Below are 14504 nucleotides of genomic sequence, written 5' to 3'. Positions count from 1 at the left end.
AAATGAGACACCAGAGTCGATTTTATTGATTAACTACATGGACTCGTTTAGCTCCTAGACTGGCTATAACGCTCAGGAATACGCCTAATATAAGTATAATTACGCCAAAATATGCCAAAATACTGAATACTGAGATTTGTACAATACTGCCACCGAAACCATAAAGGAAGTTTGTTGCTCTAAAATTTTGGATGATTAAAAAGAGGCCTATACACACCCCAATAATCATAAGAATAGTGCCGTTTAGAATGTCGCCATTTTCTGCGATCGAATTTAAACGCCATTCATTACCAATCCATAATAAACCAACAGCAATTCCGACTATGATAAATGACAATTTTGTAAAAAATTGATATTCGAATTTTTCAGCACAATGATTATTAAAGGCCAGAAAAGCCCATAAAACTCCGATGAAAGCTGCTAATCCACCAAGTGTTTGTAATACAATCATACTTATACTCTGCTAGAACAAACGAAAAAGATCTTATTTGTTGTAATTTATATATCTAGTTTTGCTTTAAGTTGCAACTGTAGGCTTGTATGGGCAACTGGCTAGTTACTTATTTGATCTTGCCAAACACACTTTGGATAAACACAATATTGCCTGCTTTTCATCGGAGATAGCTGATTTTCCTTGAAGCACGTCTGTAGCTGAAACGCCAAAAAAACAAAAGGCCTGAACGATTTGGTTCAGGCCTTTGTGGTTAGTACTGTTAAACAAACTGTTTAAAGGGTTCATCCACAGGTGTCTCGGCAAGGTGGTTTGTGTAGTTGCTGATTACCTTTTGGGAAATACCAAGTACAATTTCCAAAAGCTGTTTGTTTTCATAGCCAACAGCTTTAAAAGCCTGAACATCTGATGGAGCAAGGCGGCCACGGTTTTTAACCAGGGCGAGGGTTGTTCGACGTAGTACCTGTAACTTTTCTGTTGGCAGGTCTGTTTTGTTGCGGAGGGCATCAATAATGCCTGCATCGACCTTCATCATATGGGCAATGGCGGTATGTGCTGGCACGCAATAATGGCATTCGTGTTCCACATTGATCGTCTGCCAGACAACCGTCAGCTCTTCGGCATCAAAACTGGTTTGCTGAAAAAGGGAATGAAGGGTTTGATACGCTTCCAAAGTGGCGGGAGCTTCGGCCATAACAGCGATTAAATTCGGGATCATGCCAAATGCTTCTAGTGCATTATCAAGAAGCGGTTGGCTTTTTTCAGGGGCGGTTTCTTTTGTGTGCAGGGTAAAGCTCATGTTTATAGTCCTTAGAAAATAGTAAAATTTTCGATCAGCGCTTAAATTAGTACCGATCGGTTTTAAACATATTTAGACCGATTGTTCTATTTTCAATGAGAACCTATAAAATATCAGAGAACATCACGCTTTTGTGAACGCGGTATTTATTCTTACAGAAAGTAACAGTTTCAATAAAAGGAGATGGGTATAGGGATTAACCAGTTAAAGGGTCATGGGTTTTCGGAGAGGAAACAAGCTGGTTGCTTGTATTTTAACAGCGATATTGACCCTTGATAGTTACGTTGAACTGACATCTTTGGTTTACGTGTGCAGGATTGTTGAAGTACTTTTTTAACGGCGAACTCAGGACTGTGGTTAAAGCAGTCCTGAGTGATTGAGCGCGTTAACTGAACTCTATAATCCCACTAATAATGAGGGCAGATAGGTTGCCGTTTCGGGAATAAGCGCGACGACGAGTAAAACAAGTAGCTGTAGGATAACAAAGGGAATAACGCCTTTGTACATATGCTGATAAGTCAAACTTGGTGGCGCTATGGACCGCAGGTAAAAGATTGACGGGGCCATTGGCGGGGTCAGATAAGATGTTTGGATAACAACCATAACCATCACAGCAAACCAGATAGGGTCAATGCCAGCTGATTTCACTATAGGGGCAAAGATAGGAATACAGATCAGGACGATTGATATCCAATCCAGAACGAACCCGGCTATGAAGACGATTAGCAATAAGAAGACAATTAATCCGGTATTCCCAAACCCGATAAAGTCAACCAGATCTCTAATCAGATTACCACCACCGGCGAGTGCGAATATGCCAGTAAACATTGTGCCGCCAACAACAATCAACATGATCATAGAGGTAACACGAACGGTTACAGCCAATGATGCTTTTAATGTTTCAAAGCTAAGTTCTCTGAACGATGCTGCAAGCAACAGGGCACCAATTGCGCCAACTGCGGCGGCTTCAGTTGGTGACGCTGCCCCGGCAAGTAAGGACCCTAAAACCGCAAAGATCAATACTAAAGGCGGAATAAGAGCTTTGAGGGTTATGGTTAGCTTTTCTGAAAGTGAAATATTGAGATCTTCAACGGGAATAGACGGTGCATCTTGAGGTTTAATAATTGCCCTTATTAACAGGTACCCCAAAAAGAAGGCTACCATAAGCAAACCAGGAATAAGAGAAGCCGCAAAAAGCTGTCCGACGGATAACTGTGCGATTGATGCATAGACAACAACAACAATAGAAGGTGGTATAATGGTGCCGAGTGATCCACCCGCACATATTGTGCCCGCAATAAGCTCTCCGTTGTAGTTATACCGCTGCATTGCCGGTATTGCCATAAGGCCTACGACAATCTCGACCGCGCCAACAACACCTGATGCCGCTGCAAATACGGAGCACATTAAGATCGTTGCAATACCAATACCGCCGGGAAGTCGACCGACCCAAAGCTGTAGTGCTTTAAACAGACGTAACGCTATCCCGGATCTTTCCAGAATGGCCCCCATAAAGATGAATAGCGGAATTGCTGCAAGGATAAAGTTAGAACTTGTTGACAGAATTGGGCCATAGAGTTGAAGGAAAATCATATCGCCAAAGACGATATATCCAAAAAGTACAGATATCAGAACCAGCGCGAAGGCCACGGGAAGGCCCATGAAGACAAGTGCAAAAAGGGCGGGGAACATGATAATAGGAAGAAAATTCATGGCTTTTCTCCTGTATTATCAATTTTAATATTACCAACTTCGACATTATCTATTTCTCCGGCATGTTCGCCGGGAATTTTTTCACGCCTGAGGTATTTTATTCCTTCGCAGAAGAACTGAAGTGCAAAAATGCCAAGCCCAACCGCAATGACGCTGTAAAAGGGCCAGACCACAGGTGCCCATGGGCTTACATTTTCAACTTCATTGGTAATGAAGGCTTTATAAGTTTTCGTTCCAGCAATGTAGGTAAAGACGCAGAAGCAAGGCCCTAAAAGGAAGCTGTAAACAAAGCCGTTAAGATATTGCTGTGTTTTGTGACTCAATTGTCTGGAAAGAAAGTCGATACGGACATGGGCATCTGCCTGCAATGTAAACGCGGCGCCAAGTAAAAAGATTGTCCCATTGAGCATATAGGAAATATCAAAAGCCCATAGAGTGGGGGCATCAAAGATATAACGTGCAACGACCTCATAGATCATTGATATAACCAGACAGAGTATTACCAACTTTGAGATGCTACCAAAGAAGTTGGAAACCCTGTCTATGAAAGACAGAAAAGAGGTCATGGTTTACCCCGATTGTATATGGATTAGTTTGTTATTTGATCAAACTTTTTTAACTGTCCTGTTGAACAGGAGCTTTAAGTGAGCCTGCATGAAGCAGGCTCACCCAATGTGAACTACGGAAAAGAACAGCGTCTTATTTCACGATATCTCTGACACGATATTCAGAGTTTTCTGCCCAGGCTTTTTGATACGCAAAGTATGATTCCATAATTGTCTGCATAGAGGTATCACCTGCATCTGCAAGCTCTTTGGCCTTTTTACGTGCCCAGTTGCGACCAGATTCACGCAGTTCTTCAACAACAACATTATCGAGTGTGATCATTTTAACGTTTGTTTTTTTGTACTCTGCCATAGCTTCTATGTCTGTGTTGCCAAAATGGGCATAGCTTTCGTAAGTCGTTAGTTTTGCAGCTGCCTCGATTTGAGCTTTGAGTTCATCTGAAAGAGCATCCCATGTTTCTGCTTTAACAAAGACTTCCCAAAGGAAAGATGGCTGGTGTACGCCAGGCATAATGATATAGGGGGCAGCTTCGTGAAAACCTTCACTCAGGTTCGCACCGGGAGTTGACCATTCAATGGCATCAACACCTTTCCTTTGAAGCAAGGTGTAAATTTCACCACCTGGAACCACTGTTGGTATGCCACCGTAAGTTTCTTTCACCACAGCAGCCCACGCACCAGATGTTCTGTATTTCAGACCTTTGAGATCAGCTGTTGACTTAATTTCCTTGTTTGAATGTGCCATAAACTCGGATGTTCCAATGCCTACAACAATGGAATGAAGGCCCATTTTTTCGCGGCGGAAATCCTGTAGCATCTTTTCGCCGCCGCCATTATACACCCAGTGCAGGGTTGCTTCGCCTGACATGCCGCCGGGGAAGCTCGCAAAAATGGCATTTGTGGGGTCCTGATTGACAAGATATGAAGGGGTGGAGTGCCCTGCATCGACCAAACCGTCTTGAACAGCTTCGTATACTTTAAAGGCTGGAACAATAACCCCGGCACCAAAGGGCTGTACCTCTAGCTTGCCACCTGTTGTGACTTCTACATTTGCAGCAAAGCGTTCCATAAAGTTTTTATAGAAAAAAGATCCTTCGGAAATAGCTGCTGGCATGCGCCACGTGATTTCAGCCGCGTTTGCTATTGTGCCTATGCAGATGGAACCCGCAATAAGAGCCGGGGTAATAAACTTTTTTAACATGAAGTCCTCCACTATTACATACCCCTTTTTTCGGGGCTTGATTGGGGCCGTACACCCAATACTTGGTCTAGAGCAACCACCAGATACTGTGTCGTGCGACCTAATTGATATGTTAAGCGGTTGTTTGTTTTTGAATTCACTGACTCAGTTTAAAGCGGATAAAACTTAGCGCCTTTAAAGTCTGCTTTGTTATCTTCAACCACTCAGTAAAAGCAGCATAGCAATTATTGTATACAATATTCAATATTAAATATTAAGTATACGAGTCGTTTGTGTGTTTAACTGGTTAAATAGGGGATGAGATTATTAGAAGGTATTGATATACTTAGATCTATGCTATCTACGAATTTTGTATCTTAAATAAATAATTCACCGCCATGCACAACAACGTTTTGGATATCTGGGATGCAACAACTGATAATGATGATCAGGCGATTGTTATTCCTGATGGCTGTTGTGATTTGATTTTCAAATTCAGACCAGGGCAAGAACCCGTGTGGTTTCTTTCTCATCTGGCGGAAACGACGCAAACAGTACCTATGTTCAAAGGGGACTTTTTCAAAGGTTATCGATTAAGGCCCGGTACTTCCGTTGATATGGAAAAACTTTTGAGGGCAGTCGCGGGGCAATGCCCCATAAACAGTGATAATATTGTTGATTTGATCAATGACTATACGATCTACCGAATGCAAACAGAGGATGCGTTGTTGTGTCTGGCATCTGGTGTGGGGACTGTTGGACAAGCGGCGACAAATCTTGGTGTGTCTTCCAGAACGTTACAGCGCTATGTCGTAAAAGAAACCGGAAAATCCCCGGTTTTCTGGCACAGGTTGGCCCGTGTACGCCGGGCTGGACGTGATATAGAACAGGCGAATTCTCTTGCTGAATTTGCTTTTGATCACGGTTTTTCAGATCAGGCACATATGAACCGGGAATTCAAACAGTGGTTTTCCCTAAGTCCCCGAAACTTTGCCAAGGTATCCCGGCAACAGAACGTTTTTCAATCTGGCTATGGCTAGGTTCTTTGTGGTAACGCGACTATTTATATTTCGCATGAATTCTGTCGTATGTACCGTCATCTTTTATTATGGATAGGCCTTTGTTGAATTGTTCCAAAAGAATTTTAGCGTCCGGCCACTTCTGACTAAAACAAAGATGGAAGTTTTTTTGCTTCAGGTCAAAATACTTAAGCTGTGAAGTTAGGTCCTTGCTAACAGCTATGTATTCGATGAATTCCCGATTAGAATAGAAAAAATCAAAGTCCCTTTTTAACAGCATATTGAGTGCAGCTTCGTCATTTGTCACAGAGTGATGGGGAATACCTGCTTTTTTTAGTTCCAATGCCCCCGTATACCCATCAACAGCCGTAATTTTTTTACCCTGACCGTCCAACAGGCTTTGCGGGATTTTTCCTGTATAGGATTGTTTCGCAATATAGCTGTTGGTTGCGTTGCTGATCGGGGCTGAAAAATAAAGGAATGAATCTCTGCTTGCTGCTTTGGCACAGGATAATACGGCGGCTATTTTACCTTGTTTCGCCCGAAGTAAAATTCTGGACCACGGCATGTATTCAATGCTGGCTTTTATACCGACCTGGTCAAAAGCGGCGATGGCAACCTCTACATCAAATCCGCGTAATTCATTTTTGGGCGGAAATTCAATAGAATAGGGGGGGTAGTTAACAGCATATATTGTGATTTTACTTTGTTCAGCAAAAACGGCTCTGGGAAACACTATCCCGTAGATTACCAGGGTGAGTATAAGAGAGAACAGATTTTTTATAAGGTGTGATCTATTCCACATTTTGACTGGGGTGATTAATTCAATATCTAATCGCCCTGACTATCCTTTCCTAAAAAAATACATGTTAACATAAACTTTATACGGGAAATACTTATAATTACTATATTTGTGTTGAACTTTTTGTTTCCAATAAAAATCAACAACTCATTAATGAATGTTTAGAACTTAGTTAGATAAAATTTTGTAACCACAAAAAGATTTAGGTATTTGAACAGGAACATTAATGTTTAGTCGATTAAGTTTCTCAATATGTATTTTCCTGTTCATGATGAGTGGTGCAATCGGGAAAAGCCAGGCATCTGAAAGTTTTGTTTGGTTGGATGATTCAGATTACGAACCCTTTATATACAATGGAGAAGATAATCGCCCAAAAGGTTTGTTTATAGAGGTTATTTCAGAAATTTTTAATCGGCTGGATAAGCCGTTGACTATTCAACTTTACCCCTGGAAACGGACGCAATCTTTGGTTAAGAGCAAGAAGGGGGACGCAATGTTGACAATAGCAACTCCTGAACGCTTATCGTACCTGTCCGCGAGTGATCCCGTCTTTACATTTACCTGGCGATTGTTTGCAAATAAAAAAAATCCAAATAAAAATATTCTGTTGAAAGCGCGAACCGCAGCTGATCTTAGGGATTTTAGACTTTTGTCATATTTGGGAAATGGTTGGGCCGAAGAAAATTTGAAAAATTTGAAAGTGACCTATGCACCCAAATTTACACAGGCCTTAATTATGTTGGTTCAAAGAGGTTCATCTTTTGATGGGATGATCGAGCACGACTTTATCTTGAAATACAACATAAATCGCCTGATCAAAGAGGGGAAGCTTAACCAAGAACACAGTGAAATACTCGAAGAGGGCACCTATCCCTTTGACGAAGTTGAATTCAGATTTCTCATTCGAAAAGATTCTTCTTATGCTGACATTTTACCCGCTTTTAATGCGGCGTTGTCCGAGATGCGTGAAGACGGAACGTATCATCGTATCTATAATAAGTACCTGCAATAAGAGATACTTATTATAGATGGTGAGAATAGAAATTTTTGTCGTAGATTAAAATATTCTGATTTAAGTCGGTGTTTGTGATTACTGAATTATTATTGGCGTACAGATTTCCACCAGAAACCCGTTAAGATCGCTTACATAGGCTGTTGTTTGCCCCCATGGCATTTCTGCTGGTTCTTGCACGGGTACTGCACCAGCTTGTAAAGCGCGATCAAATGCTTCTGAGACATTATCCGTGGTGAATGCGATCTCAAAACAGGGATGTTCTTTTTGCGGGGATGATGGGTTCTTACCCAGTTCCTTCATGAGGGAAAGAGATGAGAAAGACAAGGTTGTTTGCCCCGTATCAAGTTCCCCGTAATCGCCACTTTCGTGAAGCATTTTCTGCTTAAAGCCAAAGGCTTTTTGGTAAAATTGCAATGTTGCGGCCACGTCCTGGACATAAAGAATGGTATAGGCGAGTTGCACCTGTTTCTCCTTTGATCTGATGCTGTCATTAAATATGAAACTCAGATTAAAGGCGAAATATTTTCTGGTCTTGAATATTTCGGACAGGGTTGTTTTTAATGATTTGCAGGCAAAGCAGTCATGGCAACGTTGATGAAGTTGCTCAGTTCTTGTTTATTTGTGCCCGTCCGCCCCATCACCCCCAAGGCAAGGGATTGTGCGGCAAAAAATTCTGCAAGTGCTTGGGCATCAACCTGTGGCGGCAGTTCGCCGTTCTTCTGGGCCTTTGCAAATCGTTGGGCAAAAACATCCCGACGTCTTTGATCGTATTCTTTACCGATGGCTTGTAAAGCAGGGTGTTGTGATGCGCCTTCGATAAGGCTGTTGACGACAAAACAGCCGCTGGGGCAGCTGTCATCCAGCATGGAATGAGCGACTGTTTCCAAAAAGCGACGCACAACAAGGGGCAAAGGATCGTCAGAGCATTCCAAATCATCTAACAACGGTGTGCCTAGGCTATTAAAATAGCGCGTAAGAGATTTTTTATAGAGGGACTCTTTATCACCAAAACAGGCGTATAGTCCTGGTTTTGCCATACCTGTTGCGTCAACAAGATCACTCATGGATGTGCCTTCGAAACCTTTGTTCCAAAAGACTTTCATTGCTGTGTCCAGCACTTCTTCCGGGTCTGTTTTACGTGGTCGGCCGCGTCCCATTGTCATCTCGATCAAATATATATACCGAATGGTATTTTATCAGGTGAGCTTATTTCTTCAAGTCTCAAATCAGTTAAGCCAAGACGAGGGGCAGAGTCGTATGAGGCACAATATAGGATAACCATTTAAATTAATACCGAATGGTATTTTAATTTGACATTTCATCTCGTGTTTATATTTTAATACTTATCGGTATTTAATTTGCCTGAAAAACACAAGCATGGTTTTGAGGAAAAAATAATGAGTAATATTAAGGGTAAAGTCGCATTTGTAACCGGGGCTAATCGTGGCATTGGCCGAGCTTTTGTTGAGGAGCTGATTGCGGCCGGGGCTTCCAAGGTTTATGCCGCGGCGCGTGACGCAAATAAGTTGTCAGATTTGGTTCAGGAAAATGAAGGCAAGGTTATTCCGGTTACGCTGGATGTAAACCAAGCTGAAACCATCAAGACACTTGCCAATGATTTTAAAGATGTTGCCTTGTTGATTAACAATGCAGGGATCGCCCGCTTTACAAGCTTCATGACGGCACCATCGCTGGATGACGCGCGTGATGAAATGGAAACAAACTATTTTGCGCCCTTGAATATGATTCGTGCCTTTGCCCCGGTTCTAAAAGAAAATAATGGTGGGGCCATTGTTAATATCTCTTCAGTTGCGGGCTATTTGAACTTTCCTGTTTTGGGATCTTATTCTGCATCAAAGGCTGCGGTTCATTCCCTGACCCAAGGGGTGCGGGCCGAACTGGCTGGGCAGGGGACGCATGTTGTTGGTGTATATCCCGGACCAATCGATACGGACATGACGGCGAGTGTGCCGTTGGACAAAACAGCGCCGAACATTGTGGCAAAAGAAGTTCTGAATGCTGTGGAGAATGGTATCGAAGATGTTTACCCCGATCCTATGTCCGTTGACTTTCACGCAGGGTTCCTAAGCGATCCTAAAGCGTTGGAAAAACAGGTCGGAGAGATGTTGCCAGAATAATGACCTCTAGAGGGATAGTCACCCAGAGGTGAAACTATTTTGCCGAGGAGTAAAGATCCAGTGGCACAGGTTTTAAAAAGTGATTTTCAATGTTGATCATATAACTGAAAATCGGCTTTTGAAGCTGAGGTCTGGAATAATAAACAGCAGGTGTGATGAATTTGAAAGATCAGTTCTTCACACCCTGTTTGTATCTTCTGTTCCGCATGTGCTGTGATCAACGCTGTAATAGAGGGCAGGACGTTATTTTACCTTTGCTGTTCAGGTTGGTAGTGCTGTTATTCCCTACTGTTTCTACGATCGACCTGGTCCCAATCTTTTAGGGCCTTTGGGATCATCAGGTCCATAAGCTCAAAAGAATTACGACAGGCACGGTGCAGGTTTGCTTCAAAATCTTCGCTGGCACTGTCCGAAGATGAATCAGACAAGGCCCGAATAACCACAAAGGGCAAACCGTTGAGGCGGCATGTCTGGCCAAAGGCTGCGCCTTCCATTTCGGTTGCAAGGGCCGCAAATTCCCGTTGGAGCCACCGTAGTTTGTCGCGGTCCTGTACAAAGGTATCGCCAGAAGCAATGGTGCCAAGCATCAGGTTGGGGGCACCATCGACGCCTTCGAAGGCAGTGTCAAATGCCGTGGTGGCCTTGCCGACAAGGTCGGGATCACATTCAATCAGGCGTTCTCTGCCCGGGGTTTCCCCATGACGCCGCCCGAAAGCCGTCAAATCCATATCATATTCAACGACGTGACTGGCGATGATAATATCACCCGCTTGCATATTAGGTAGCAGCCCGCCGGCAACACCACTGAAAACCAGTTTCTCTGGCTTGAAAAGGTCAATCATCATCTGGGTGCAGATCGTGGCATTGACCTTGCCTATACCAGACTGGGCCAAGGCAATGTCAGTTCCTTTGTAATTGCCTGTGCTTACGGTAATGCCGGCATGAGTACTTTCACTGATATCGCTAAGTTGCCCCAGCAACAATTGAACCTCTTCGTTCATTGCGCCAATAACGCCTAACATGGTGATCTCCTTGTACGGACCTATTGCTTGGTACGGACCTATTGCTTGTTCCCTGAAAACAGGCCGAATTTAGAGGGCCATAAACATACACACCAAAATAGGGACTGAAGAAGTTTAGGGTATCAACCTAAAGGAATAGTAAAGCATTGTGCTTTTGAAAGCTTGTAGAGCGACAGGGATTGTACCCTTTTGAGCTTTTTCCTGATTGGCACTTTGAATATCCTGCCCAATTAATAGGCGCGGCGCGTTGTCTGAACAGACATTCTGCGGACGAAGGCAGTGTGTAAAACAGTCCACTTTGGCCCGGCTTACGCATTGGTTCGGGCATCACTGCCCTCTAATCCAAAAATATTTACACCGCGATGAAACTATTCAGCATTGCCTTTCGTGGTTGAACATTGAGCGCACCCGACCACGTGCGCACTGCGACCAACTTGAAAGGAAAAATAATGAAAATCCAGACTCTTGTGACATCTCTTATCGCACTGGCGGCTACCCCGGCATTTGCAGATGGTCACGCATCGGTTTCCGGCTATGCACTGGCAGATGATGGCGCAACGCTTGTCGTGATGAGTGACGTGCATGCCCCTGGTGACGTGATGACCTACAGCCTGGCATCTCCTCTGAAAGCGATTGCCTGGCGTCCGGTTACGGGTGAACTTCTTGGCTTCTCTGACGGTATGATCGCGACGATTGACCCGATGTCGGGTGATCTGACGAATTTGGGTGCGACATTTATGGATGATGCGATGATTGGCGACGGCAAGATGGTTGCGTTTGATTTCAACAACAAGATTGACGCCGTACGCGCTGTGACGTCCGCGGGCGATAACCTTGTCTATTTCCCCGAAGGCTTTGGTGACAATGATAAGCGTGCGGGGTCGGTGCGCCGTTTCACTGACCTGGCTTATGCTAAGGGTGATGCCATGGCAGGTACTTCTCCGATGGTCTTTGCCAACGCCTATACAAACGCCATCAATGGCAAAAAGGCCAGCGCGACATTCCAGTATGCGCTTGATGCAGCCACTGATACATTGATCAGTTTGGCCAACAACAAAGGTACGCTGGAAACCATAGGCAAGATTACCGTTGACGGTGTACCCGTCGATCTGGCCCCGATGGGAGGTTTTGATATCGTCTCGAGAGCGGAAGGTGAGAACATGGGACTTGCCATCCTGCAAATGGAAGGCGCCGCGTCAGCAGGTCTTTACGAGATTGACCTCGAAACAGGTGCGGCCACGATGAAAGCTGACCTCGGAATGGGTGGCATTACCGGTTTTGCGGCATCGATCGGCATGTAACTTTCGGCGATTAAGTCTAGATTTTATTAGTACCTATGCAAATGGCCCGGTAGTGAGAGATTGCTGTTCCGGGCCATTTCTGTTAGACAGGCAGGAAGAAGAAACTACCCGAACTGTTTATGAACGCGTATGACCGACCGCAAGGACATTGAAAAGCTGATCGGCAGGGTTGCGCTTGGCGACAAGACTGCGCTGACTGTGCTTTATGATGCCACAAACGGGAAACTTTTCAGTATCTGTCTGCGTGTTTTGAAGAGCAGGCCGGAAGCCGAAGATGCGCTACAGGACGTGTACCTTCGGATCTGGGCCAAGGCTGACCGATATCAGGTCACGGGTCATAGTCCGATGACATGGCTCATCACTGTTGCGCGTAACCTGGCGATTGATCGGCTGCGCGCGAGGAAAAGCAACCACGTGGATCTCGACAGCGTTGGTGAGCTTGTCGAAAAACGTCCAGGACCTGAAGCTACATCTATTGCCACGTCAGAGCAGCGCCGGATCAGCACCTGTTTCGAGGAGTTACCGCAAGACCGCGCCGATGCTGTCCGTGCTGCCTATCTAGACGGTGCGACCTATCAAGCGCTTGCGGACCGCTTTGATGTGCCGCTGAACACGATGCGAACCTGGCTGCGTCGCAGCCTGATATCTTTAAAGGAGTGCCTTTCGCGATGAGCGACCAACAGGACATGAGCGAAGACGAGGCACTGGCCGCCGAATACGTCTTGCGCCTGCTGGACGCAGATGCGGAGCGGGCATTTGAAACGCGGCTTCAGGCCGAACCGGACCTGCGTGTGCATCTGCGCTTTTGGGAGAGGGAGTTTGCAGCCCTAGCCACTGATTTACCTTCAGACAATCCATCGCCTTCGGTCAAGACGAAGCTTGTCGCCGAACTGAACGGCGAAAAAGCAAGATCCGGGCGTTCTAGGTTCGGGCGTGCAGGGTCTGGGTGGGGCGGGTTTTGGGGGTGGTTTGCCTTCCCCGCATTCGCTGTTGCCGCATTCCTTGTCTTCAGCCCTATGCTGCGTGACCCGGCATTCGACCCGACACACCATGCGACGCTGATCTCGGCGGACGGCGCTGTGCATATTGAGGCAGGCTACGCCCCGAACGGAAACTTGTTCAAAGTGATCCCTGAACAGGGGGTACCAGCGGCGGGTAGGGTTTTTGAGCTTTGGGTGATCAGTGCGAATGCCGATGCGCCCGTGTCCCTGGGGGTGGTTCCGGCGGATCGCGAAAGCCTGTTTGAAATCACGCCAGAAATTGCTGCCTTGATCAATGGCGGCGTATTAGCTGTATCGGACGAACCAGAGGGCGGCTCGCCGACCGGTGTGCCTACGGGCCCCATCCTGGCGACCGACGAGTTCTTTGACGCAGATTTATTTCAACCGGGTTGAGAGTTTTTCGCGGCGCGTCGCCCGCGAACGGATGCCAGCACTAACGTACGATCCTGCGCCTACCGAACAGACTCTTTGTAGGCTGGCTTTTATCTTGAAATGGATAGAGCGACCAAGGTCGTGCTAATGATCTGATGTCCTAGTTTTCTTTGGATCGTTGTGTGTGGGGATGCGTGCGTTGACTGTAAATAACCGCAGTCATGATTACAAATCCCCCGATGACAGCCTGTGGTGTTGGTTGTTCTGACAGGATTAGCCATGCCAAAAATGGGGCGATTGGGGTTTCGAGGGAGCTGACCAGTGCGGCCTGGCCCGATGGAATCAGTTTAGCCCCTTCAGTCAGGGATATTGCTGCAATTGCAAATATCAACCCGAAAAGAGCCAACGGGATCAGTTCTGGTAAATCTATGTTCTGGGGGGACCCAAAGTAAAAACACACGGGGATTAATAACAGTGATGACAAGGCTGTCGGCCCCGCGGATGGTGTGTTCGGATAGCGGCGATAGATCACCATGATCACGGCAAGGGAACAGGTCATGATAAGGGCGAGAAGATCGCCTTTCAGATTTATTTGCCCCAGCGAGCCACTGACCACAATCAGCACCCCGGAAATTGCCCCGAAACACCCCCATGCAACAGGCTTGGTGATTTTTTCTTTGAGCCAGATCCATGCGATAATCGCAGCGAGCAAAGGGGCCGCGGCATAGATCAGGGAAACGTTGGCGACAGAAGTTAGTTTGAATGCGGATAGAAAAGCTGCTGTTCCCATTGCACCGATTATAGCGACCAAAAGCCCGCTTCGGCCCATTTGCAGGAAGCTGCGGGTAAAGCTTTTTTGATAGCCGATCCAGAGAAAGAGAAAAAGAGCTGCAAAAATACCGCGCCACGCAATGATAGACCAGGTTTCTGCCTGAATACTTTTGGTGAAAATACCAGCCAAACTGAAAAGCGTAGCGGATAAAACGACAAGAAGAATGCCCCTTTTTATGCGCGCGGTATTTTCCTGATCTATTGCGCCGCTGGTGCTTGCTTTGACCGTGTTTTGATCTGCATTGATCCGGGGTTTTGAAGTTGTTGCTTTTGACGTGTTTTGAGTTGTCATAG

General features: G+C 45.6%; 16 protein-coding genes. 6 read left to right on the top strand and 10 right to left on the bottom strand.

What is annotated here, in order from left to right; genetic code table 11:
- Positions 1-22: 22 nt before the first annotated feature.
- The 5 genes from WH95_RS01060 to dctP all read right to left on the bottom strand — a co-directional run bounded on the left by WH95_RS01060 (position 23) and on the right by dctP (position 4730).
- Positions 23-451, bottom strand: a complete 429-nt coding sequence (locus tag WH95_RS01060) for a hypothetical protein (protein ID WP_046501798.1) — start codon at positions 449-451, stop codon at positions 23-25.
- A gap of 262 nt (positions 452-713) precedes the next feature.
- Positions 714-1250, bottom strand: coding sequence for a carboxymuconolactone decarboxylase family protein (locus WH95_RS01055; protein ID WP_046501795.1), 537 nt, complete (start codon positions 1248-1250; stop codon positions 714-716).
- A 396-nt stretch (positions 1251-1646) separates the two neighbouring features.
- Positions 1647-2963 (bottom strand): TRAP transporter large permease, encoded by a 1317-nt coding sequence (locus WH95_RS01050; RefSeq protein ID WP_046501793.1) that lies wholly within the window; start codon positions 2961-2963, stop codon positions 1647-1649.
- Positions 2960-3529: a TRAP transporter small permease subunit gene (locus WH95_RS01045; protein WP_046501791.1), complete on the bottom strand. Its 570-nt coding sequence runs from the start codon at positions 3527-3529 to the stop codon at positions 2960-2962. The genes WH95_RS01050 and WH95_RS01045 overlap by 4 nt, the downstream gene beginning before the upstream one ends.
- 133 nt (positions 3530-3662) lie before the next feature.
- A complete protein-coding gene (gene dctP, locus WH95_RS01040; RefSeq protein WP_046501788.1) occupies positions 3663-4730 on the bottom strand; it encodes a TRAP transporter substrate-binding protein DctP in 1068 nt (355 codons plus the stop codon).
- Between the two features lie 377 nt (positions 4731-5107).
- On the opposite strand from dctP, the gene WH95_RS01035 reads away from it, so the two are divergent.
- Positions 5108-5749, top strand: coding sequence for a helix-turn-helix domain-containing protein (locus tag WH95_RS01035; protein ID WP_046501786.1), 642 nt, complete (start codon positions 5108-5110; stop codon positions 5747-5749).
- Between the two features lie 19 nt (positions 5750-5768).
- On the opposite strand, the gene WH95_RS01030 is transcribed toward WH95_RS01035, so the two are convergent.
- On the bottom strand, positions 5769-6464 hold the full coding sequence (locus tag WH95_RS01030) for a substrate-binding periplasmic protein (RefSeq protein WP_157845844.1): 696 nt from the start codon (positions 6462-6464) through the stop codon (positions 5769-5771).
- A 292-nt stretch (positions 6465-6756) separates the two neighbouring features.
- Between WH95_RS01030 and WH95_RS01025 the strand changes: the two genes are divergently transcribed.
- A complete protein-coding gene (locus WH95_RS01025) occupies positions 6757-7542 on the top strand; it encodes a substrate-binding periplasmic protein (RefSeq protein ID WP_046501784.1) in 786 nt (261 codons plus the stop codon).
- A gap of 78 nt (positions 7543-7620) precedes the next feature.
- On the opposite strand, the gene WH95_RS01020 is transcribed toward WH95_RS01025, so the two are convergent.
- Together WH95_RS01020 and WH95_RS01015 are read right to left on the bottom strand one after the other, a co-directional pair.
- Positions 7621-8007, bottom strand: a complete 387-nt coding sequence (locus tag WH95_RS01020) for a VOC family protein (RefSeq protein ID WP_046501782.1) — start codon at positions 8005-8007, stop codon at positions 7621-7623.
- Between the two features lie 95 nt (positions 8008-8102).
- A complete protein-coding gene (locus tag WH95_RS01015; RefSeq protein ID WP_046501779.1) occupies positions 8103-8702 on the bottom strand; it encodes a TetR/AcrR family transcriptional regulator in 600 nt (199 codons plus the stop codon).
- Positions 8703-8942: 240 nt separating this feature from the next.
- On the opposite strand from WH95_RS01015, the gene WH95_RS01010 reads away from it, so the two are divergent.
- On the top strand, positions 8943-9683 hold the full coding sequence (locus tag WH95_RS01010; protein WP_046501777.1) for an SDR family oxidoreductase: 741 nt from the start codon (positions 8943-8945) through the stop codon (positions 9681-9683).
- 278 nt (positions 9684-9961) lie between these two features.
- Here the strand turns inward: WH95_RS01010 and WH95_RS01005 are convergent, their stop codons facing one another.
- Positions 9962-10705, bottom strand: a complete 744-nt coding sequence (locus WH95_RS01005; RefSeq protein WP_046501776.1) for a 5'-methylthioadenosine/adenosylhomocysteine nucleosidase — start codon at positions 10703-10705, stop codon at positions 9962-9964.
- A gap of 449 nt (positions 10706-11154) precedes the next feature.
- Between WH95_RS01005 and WH95_RS01000 the strand changes: the two genes are divergently transcribed.
- From WH95_RS01000 to WH95_RS00990, 3 genes are all read left to right on the top strand, one after another.
- Positions 11155-12006, top strand: a complete 852-nt coding sequence (locus WH95_RS01000) for a DUF4394 domain-containing protein (RefSeq protein ID WP_046501774.1) — start codon at positions 11155-11157, stop codon at positions 12004-12006.
- Between the two features lie 129 nt (positions 12007-12135).
- Positions 12136-12678 carry a sigma-70 family RNA polymerase sigma factor gene (locus tag WH95_RS00995; RefSeq protein ID WP_046501771.1) on the top strand — a complete coding sequence of 181 codons (543 nt, stop codon included), beginning with the start codon at positions 12136-12138 and terminating at the stop codon, positions 12676-12678.
- A complete protein-coding gene (locus WH95_RS00990) occupies positions 12675-13400 on the top strand; it encodes an anti-sigma factor (protein WP_046501768.1) in 726 nt (241 codons plus the stop codon). The genes WH95_RS00995 and WH95_RS00990 overlap by 4 nt, the downstream gene beginning before the upstream one ends.
- A 139-nt stretch (positions 13401-13539) precedes the next feature.
- Here WH95_RS00990 and WH95_RS00985 read toward each other — a convergent pair whose 3' ends face one another.
- Positions 13540-14502: a DMT family transporter gene (locus WH95_RS00985; RefSeq protein ID WP_162199366.1), complete on the bottom strand. Its 963-nt coding sequence runs from the start codon at positions 14500-14502 to the stop codon at positions 13540-13542.
- Between the last annotated feature and the right edge of the window lie 2 nt (positions 14503-14504).

Origin of the sequence: Kiloniella litopenaei (assembly GCF_000982415.1) — a bacterium.
GTDB lineage: Bacteria > Pseudomonadota > Alphaproteobacteria > Kiloniellales > Kiloniellaceae > Kiloniella > Kiloniella litopenaei.
The sequence above is the reverse complement of the archived record's forward strand: the minus strand, read 5'-3'. Positions and strand labels throughout refer to the sequence as shown.